Annotated in this window: 4 protein-coding genes; 3 read left to right on the plus strand and 1 reads right to left on the minus strand. The window is 74.9% G+C overall.

The genetic code is table 11. From position 1 onward, the window contains the following. Nucleotides 1-214: 214 nt before the first annotated feature. Both ABZX40_RS25765 and ABZX40_RS25770 read left to right on the plus strand, forming a co-directional pair. Nucleotides 215-2,260, plus strand: coding sequence for an HSP90 family protein (locus ABZX40_RS25765; RefSeq protein ID WP_355742390.1), 2,046 nt, complete (start codon nucleotides 215-217; stop codon nucleotides 2,258-2,260). After that, nucleotides 2,257-5,226 carry a tetratricopeptide repeat protein gene (locus ABZX40_RS25770; protein WP_355742387.1) on the plus strand — a complete coding sequence of 990 codons (2,970 nt, stop codon included), beginning with the start codon at nucleotides 2,257-2,259 and terminating at the stop codon, nucleotides 5,224-5,226. The genes ABZX40_RS25765 and ABZX40_RS25770 overlap by 4 nt, the downstream gene beginning before the upstream one ends. Nucleotides 5,227-5,274: 48 nt before the next feature. Here the strand turns inward: ABZX40_RS25770 and ABZX40_RS25775 are convergent, their stop codons facing one another. After that, nucleotides 5,275-7,044 (minus strand): DAK2 domain-containing protein, encoded by a 1,770-nt coding sequence (locus ABZX40_RS25775; protein WP_355742384.1) that lies wholly within the window; start codon nucleotides 7,042-7,044, stop codon nucleotides 5,275-5,277. 264 nt (nucleotides 7,045-7,308) lie between these two features. Here ABZX40_RS25775 and rpmB point away from each other — a divergent pair, with 264 nt between their 5' ends. After that, a complete protein-coding gene (gene rpmB / locus ABZX40_RS25780; RefSeq protein WP_004924906.1) occupies nucleotides 7,309-7,494 on the plus strand; it encodes a 50S ribosomal protein L28 in 186 nt (61 codons plus the stop codon). The last annotated feature ends 206 nt before the right edge of the window (nucleotides 7,495-7,700 follow it).

Here is a 7,700-nt window from a genome sequence, read left to right on the forward strand (position 1 = left end):
GATGGCCCGCCCCGGGCCATCGCCGGCCGGTTGCCCCTACGGTTGTCCACTCGGCTGTCCGTGTGGCCGTCCGTTGTGGCTGTCCGTTGTGGCCGCCCAGGTGGCTGTTCACTCGTTCGTCCGTGCGTTCCGCTCCGTCCGCCCATCCGCGGTCACCCCACCCGGGGCCGCCCGACCCCGCGCCGTCGCGAAACCCCCCACCGGCGCAGCGACGATGGATTCACAGACCTCACAGTCATCCCAGGCTCCTCAGCCTCCCCACCCACCCCATACCTTCCAGGTCGACCTGCGTGGTCTGGTGGACCTGCTCTCCCATCACCTCTACTCCAGTCCCCGGGTCTATCTGCGCGAGCTGTTGCAGAACGCGGTCGACGCGATCACCGCCCGCCGGACCGAGCAGCCCGGCGCGCCCGCCCGGGTGCGGCTGTACGCGGAGGGCGGCACCCTGCGCGTGGAGGACTCCGGCATCGGGCTCACCGAGTCGGATGTGCACACCCTGCTGGCCACCATCGGCCGCAGCTCGAAGCGGGCCGAGGGGCTCCAGGAGGCCCGCTCGGACTTCCTCGGGCAGTTCGGCATCGGATTGCTGGCGTGTTTCGTGGTCGCCGAGAAGATCCGCGTGGTCAGCCGCAGCGCCCGCCGGCCGGACGCCCCGCCGGTGGAGTGGACGGCGACCGACGACGGCTCGTACACCGTACGGACCCTCCCGGACTCGGCCCGGCCCGAACCGGGCACCACCGTCCATCTGGAGCCCCGCGCGGGCGCCGCCGAGTGGCTGGCCGGGGACCGGGTGCTGGAACTGGCCCGGGACTTCGGCTCCCTGCTGCCGTACGACGTACGGGTCGGCGCGGAGGAGGTCACCGATCTCCCGGCGCCCTGGGACCGGCCCTATCCGTCGCCCGCGACCCGGCGGGTGGCGCTGGCCCGGCACTGCCACGACCTGTTCGGGTTCACGCCGCTGGACTCGATCGACCTCAGTGTGCCGCTGGCCGGGATCCGGGGCGTGGCCTATGTGCTGCCGTCGGCGGTCAGCCCGGCCCAGCGCGCCCGGCACCGGGTGCACCTCAAGGGCATGCTGCTCACCGAGCGCGCCGAACAGCTGCTGCCCGACTGGGCGTTCTTCGTGCGCTGCGTCCTGGACACCGACAGTCTGCGGCCGACCGCCTCGCGCGAAGCGCTGTACGAGGACGAGACGCTGGCCGCGGTGCGCGAGGCGCTGGGCGAGCGGATCCGCTCCTGGCTGACGGGCCTCGCGGCCGGCGACCCGCAGCGGCTGGCGGCGTTCCTGTCGGTGCACCACCTGGGCGTGAAGTCGCTCGCCCGGCACGACAAGGACATGCTGCGCACGATGCTGCCCTGGCTGCCGTTCGAGACCACGGACGGGCAGCTGTCCCTGGAGGAGTTCGCGCAGCGCCACCCGGTGGTGCACTTCACCCGGACGGTCGAGGAGTTCCGGCAGGTCGCCCCGATCGCCTCGGCCCAGGGCATCGGGGTCGTCAACGGCGGCTACACCTATGACAGCGAGCTGGTGGAGGCGCTGCCGTCGGTGCGGCCGGGTTCGTCGGTGGCGGAGCTGGACGCGGACACGGTGACGGCCCATCTGGACGCCGTGGACCCGGCGGAGGAGCTGGCGCTGTCGGGCTTCCTGGGCGCCGCCCGCGCCGCGCTGGACCCGCTGGGCTGCGATGTGGTGCTACGCGCGTTCCATCCGCTGTCGGTGCCCGCGCTGCACCTGGACGACCGGCAGGCGCGGCACGAGCAGGCCCGCGCGGACGCCGAGGCGCAGGCCGACGATCTGTGGGCGGGCATCCTGGGCTCCCTGCGGGGCAGCGCCCCGCGCGCGAGGCTGGTCCTCAACCATCTCAACCCGCTGATCCGGCGGATCAGTTCGCTCCAGGACCCGGAGCTGATCGGCACGGCCACCGAGTCGCTGTACGGCCAGGCCCTGCTGATGGCCCAGCGCCCGCTGCGCCCGGCGGACTCCGCCCTGCTGAACCGCGCGTTCATCGGGCTCCTGGAGTGGGCCACGCACGGCGAGGGCACGACGGCCTCGGGCCCTGGGAACCCGGGCCCCTCCGGCCCTGGGAACTCCGGCCCTGGGAACTCCGGCCCATCCAGCCCGCCCGGCCCGCCCGGCCCGCCCGGCCCGCCCGGTCCCAGGAACTCCGGCCCCTCCGGTCCCTCCGGCCCACCCAGTCCCTCCGGCCCCGGCGAACCCGGCGGCCCCGACTCAGACTCCCCCGGGAACGGTCACCGATGAGTGAGATCACCGACTTCGACGCGCTGCGCCACGCCATGGCGGAGAACTCCGAGCGCCCCGAGGGCCCGGCCCGCAACGCGCGCGCGGAGCAACTGCTCGGCGAGGCCGAGAAGCTGGACATCCCGCTCGCCGTGATCGAGGCGCTCGGCCACCAGCTGAAGGTCTACAACTACAGCTCCGAGAAGGACAAGATGTTCGTCCCCTTCGCGCGCCTGCTGCGCATGTGGGACGAGCGCCCGGAGGACTTCGACGCCTACGAGACCCATTCGCTGCACTGGGTCTTCAAGTGGATGTCGGCGGGCATGCTGGACCAGCCGCACATCCCGCTCGCCTCGGTCGAGAAGTGGCTCGGCGAGATGGAGCACCGCTACCGGCTCGCCGGGCACTCGGAACGCGCGGTGCGCGGCGCCGAGTTCAGTGTGGCCGCGCATGTCGGCGATGTGGAGCGGGCCGAGCGGGCGTACACGGCCTGGCTGGCGGCGGACCGCGACGACATGGCCGACTGCCACGCCTGCGAGCTGCACGGCCAGGGCTGGTGGCACTCGGAGCGGGGCCGGGACGAGCGGGCGCTGGAGCTGTGGGGGCCGGTCCTGGAGGGCGAGTACACCTGCGCCCATGAGCCGCACACCGCGCTCGCCTCGTCGCTGCTGCCGCTGCTGCGGCTCGGCCGCCTAGACGACGCCCGCGCCCACCATCTGCGCGGCTTCCGGCTGGTCCGGCCGATGGAGAGCATGCGGGGCGCCTACGCGGACCATGTGGAGTTCTGCGTGCTGAGCGGGAACGAGGCCCGCGCGCTGGAGCTGCTCGCGGAGCGTCCGGCGTACTTCACCGACACCGGGCATCCGCGCAGCCGGCTGGACTTCCTGAGCGTGGTGGCGCTGCTCATGGACCGGCTGACGGAGCTGGGCCTGGGCGACGGTCCGGTGCCGGGTCCGGCGGGACGCGCCTGGACGGCCGCCGCCCTGGCCGGGCACGCCCGCACGGAGGCCCTCGCGCTGGCGGCCCGTTTCGACGCCCGCAACGGCACGCCGTACGTGAGTGAGCGGGCCCGCGCGCGGATGGACCAGCGTCCGCTGACGGACCGCCTGCCCCTGGGCATCCGCTCCATACGCACCGCTCCGGCCACCCCCGTACCGGAGGCACCGGCGCCCCCCGCCGAGAGCGACCTCGCGGCGCTGCTGGCCGAGGCCCGGCGCCAGTCGGACACGCTGCGCCCGCACGCCGTGGAGGCATGGGCGGCGGTGGCGCGGGCCGCCGAGGGCGGGGCCGGGCTGGACGCCCGCGACCGCGCCGAGATCGCCGACCACCACGCGATGGGGCTGGGCCCGGAGGGCGTGGAGTTCTTCGAACGGGCCGCGGAGCACTACGCCGAGGCGGGCGACCCGGGCGAGGCACTGGCGGCCCGCGCGCGGGGGGCCTACGTACAGGCCCTCGCCGGGCGTGTCGCGGAGGCCCTGGCGGTGGTGACGGGGCTGTACGACGAGGTGCTCGCGCTGTACGCCGCCGAGGGCACCGGGGTGCGGCAGACCGTGTCGGTGGTGATGGCGCGGGCGCGGATCCTGATGCGGCGGGTGCACGAGGCCGGGGAGGAGATCGAGCGGGACGACCTGGACGCCGCTGGGGCCGCGGTGCGCGAGGTGGCGACCCTGGTCGAGGGCCGGACCGGGGAGGACGTACGGCTCGCCGCGCGGGACGCCGAGGCGCGGGCGATGCTCGCCGAGCTGGCGGCGCGCACCGGGGACCTGCCGGGGGCCGCGGAGCTGTTCGAGGCGGCGGCGGCCGGGTTCGTGGACGCGGGTCTGCCGTGGTTCGCGGTGGAGTACGAGGCCCGGCTCGCGGGACTCGCCCACCATCTGGGCGACCCGGCCGGGGCGGAACGGGCGCTGCGGGCGGCCCTGGAGCACGGCGGGGCGTATCTGGAGCCGCCCGGCCGGGCCCGGCTGAACCTCCAGCTGGCCGAGGTGCTCAGCGGCGGCGGACGTCCCGCCGAGGCCGCGGAACACGCCCTGGAGGCCGCGCACTGGGCCGACGAGGCGGGCGAGGGCGCCGAGCTGGGCGCCTGGGCGCGGCAGCTCCTGGGCGGCTTCCTGCTGCCCCAGGGGCGGTTCGCGGAGGCCGCCGAGGTGCTGGAGTCGGCGCTCACCGACCTGACCGCCGAGACCCATGGCGACGGGGCGGTGGTCCAGACGCAGTGGTGGCTCGGGGACGCGCTCAGCGAACTGGGCGAGCACCGCGCGGCGGCCGAGCGGCGCCTCCAGGCGGCCGACCTCGCCCGGCACTGGCCGGAGCAGCAGGACCACGCCACCCTGGCCCATCTCGCCGCCGAGTCCCTGGGCGCCGCCGGGATGCTCACCGACGCCGACCGGGCGTACGAGCGCGCGGGCGAGCTGTGGCGCACCCTGGGCGATCTGCACGGCCTGGTCCGGGCCCTGCGCGCCCGCGCCTGGCTGGCCCTGCGCGACGAGGCCACCCGGGGCACCGCGCCGGACCTGATGTCCCGGGCCGTCGAGGAGTGCGCGGCGGCCCGGAGCGCGGCCCCGGATGGTGAGGACCGCCGGTCGCTCACCCTCGAACTCGGCCACACCCACCGCCAGTTCGGCGATCTGCTGGCCCGGGCGGCGGGCGAGGACGAGGGCACCGGCTACGAGCCCGGTTTCGAGGCGGCGCTGACCGAGCTGAACCATGCCGTCGAGGTCTTCGCGTCCCTGGGCCCGGCCGCCCTGCACGCCCGTACCGGCGCCGAACTCGCCGCGGGCTGGCTGGAGGCCGACCTCGGCCGCCCGGACGCCGCCCGCACCCGCGCGCGGGCGGTCCTCACGGCCTATGCCTCTGCACCTCAGCAAGCCGGGACCGAGGACGGGACCGACGCCGGTACCGAGGCGGCGACCCTGCGCACCCGCGAGGCGGAACGGATGCTGGAGACGCTGGCGGAGGACAAGGGCGGCAGCGACAACGAGGCCGAGTGACCCGGTGGAGGCCCCTGGTCCGTGCAGCTCCCCGCCCGCCAGGGGCCTCTACTCCACCCCGATCAGCAGCAACGCCCCCTGCCGCCCGCCCCGGTACACCACCGTGTCCACCGCGAGATACGACTCCCGCACCCGCGTCTCCAGTCGGCCGGCGACGGCGTCCGGCGCGTCGTCACCCAGGACCAGGGTGACCAGCTCACCGCCCGCCGAGAGCATCCGGTCGAGGACCGCCTCCGCGGTGGCGGCGACCTCGGAGCCGATCACCGCGACATCCCCCTCGATCAGCCCCAGGACGTCCCCGGCCTGGCAGATCCCCGCCATGGTCCAGGACTGGCGTTCGGCGACCGCGACCTCGGCGTAGCGGGTGGCGCCCGCCGCCGAGGTCATGGAGACCACGTCCTCGTCGAACCGCCGGTCCGGCGCGTGCACGGCGAGGGCCGCGAGGCCCTGGACGGCCGACCGGGTCGGGATCAGCGCCACCCTGACCCCCTCGGCACGGGCCTGCTCGGCCGCCGCCGCGGCCGTGTGGCGCAGCTCGGCGTCATTGGGCAGGAGCACCACCTCGCGCGCGTGGGCCCGCCGCACCGCCTCCACCAGTTCCCCGCTCGCGGGCGGCTCCCCGGGGCGGGCCAGCACGGTCGTGGCGCCCGCCTCCGCGTAGAGCCCGGCCAGGCCCTCGCCCGGCACCACCGCCACCACCGCCCGCTGCGCCCGCTCCCGGGGCAGCCGCTCCGCCCGCGCGCTGTGCGCATCGTCGGCGCCGAAGTGGGTGATCCGGATCCGGTACGGCCGCCCGGCCTCGACCCCGGCCTCCACGGCGGCCCCGGCGTCGTCGACATGCACATGGACGTTCCACAGTCCGTCGCCGCCGACCACCACCAGGGAGTCCCCGAGCCCGTCGAGCCGCTCCCGCAGCCGGGCCACAGCCGTGTCACCGGCCTCCAGGAGGTAGATCACCTCGTAGGCGGGCCCGTCCCCGTCCCCGCCTCCGCCCTCGCTCCCGTCGGCGGCGCACTCCACGACGGCCCCGGAACCGGCGCCCCCCGAAACAGCTCCCCCGGAACCGGCGACCCCCGAAGCGGCGCCCCCCGAGCCAGCCGCCCCGGAACCGGCGACCCCCGCGAGGCTCGCGGGCGGCGCCCCCGGAACCTCTCCCGTGAACGTCTCCACCAGCGCCCCCAGCACCGCCACCAGGCCCCGTCCCCCGGCGTCCACGACCCCGGCCCGCCCGAGCACGGCCAGCTGGCCCGGGGTCGCCGCCAGGGCCGTACGGGCGCCCTCGTAGGCGGCTCGGGCGACCGTGCCGCAGTCCTCGCCCGGCACCGCTCTCAGCGCCGCCCCGGCGGCGGCCGAGGCCACCGACAGGACCGTCCCCTCGACGGGATGCGCCACCGCCTCGCGCGCTGCACCGGCCGCGTGGCGCAGGGCGAGTGCCAGCTCGGCCCCGCCCGCGTGCCCCTTCTCCCCCGCGCCCGCGGTCAGCACCTGGGCCATCCCGCGCAGCAGCTGCGCCAGGATCGTCCCGGAGTTCCCGCGCGCCCCGATCAGCGCCCCATGGGCCATGGCCCGCGCGGCGTCCTCCAGGGAGGGTCCGGCGGCGTTGCGGGCGTCGACCTCGTAGCCCGCGAAGACCGCCTCCACGGCCGCCACCGCCGACTCCACGGTCAGATAGAGATTCGTCCCGGTGTCCCCGTCCGCGACCGGATACACATTGATCGCGTCGATCTCCTCACGCGCGCGACCCAGTGCCTCCAGCGCGAGACCGCACCAGGTGCGCACCGCGAGAGCATCGAAGAATGTCTGCGGCACCTGCGCCACTGCGCCTCCTAGGAACCTGCCGGACGTCGGACGCAGCGTAGTCCCGGGCCCGGTGCGCGGCGGAAGAGGGCGGGACCGGCGCCGGGGGAGCCGGACAGGCCCCTGAGCAGCCATGGTAATTTCGTTGTACCGACGCAGCCGTTGTATGCTGCTTCGGTTGCCCGATCCTGATCGGGCCATTCCCCCTGGCACCGCCACTCAGATCCCTGGATCCGGGCATGCCGGGATCCACCGTAAGTGCATCTGAAGTCTTTGGAGTGACCCGTGGCTGCCAACTGCGACGTCTGCGGCAAGGGGCCGGGCTTCGGCAACAACATCTCGCACTCGCACCGCCGTACGCCCCGTCGCTGGAACCCGAACATCCAGCGCGTGCGTACCGTGGTCGGCGGGACGCCGAAGCGCGTGAACGCTTGCACCTCGTGCATCAAGGCCGGCAAGGTCTCGCGCTGACGCTCAGCTGAGCGCGCGGCCACAGCTGGTTCGCCGCATCGAGCCGACCCACTTCGGTGGGTCGGCTTTTTGCCGTCCCCTCTAGGGACGCTCCCTTCTGGAGATGCCCCTCTAGTGTGATGCGCCGGAAATCCTGAGGGTTAGTTCTGGCCTGTTTGCTGGCCGGCGGTTCCGACTTTGGTGAGGTAGTCGGCGAGAGAGTTGAG

This window comes from Streptomyces sp. NPDC004610, assembly GCF_040609715.1.
GTDB lineage: Bacteria > Actinomycetota > Actinomycetes > Streptomycetales > Streptomycetaceae > Streptomyces.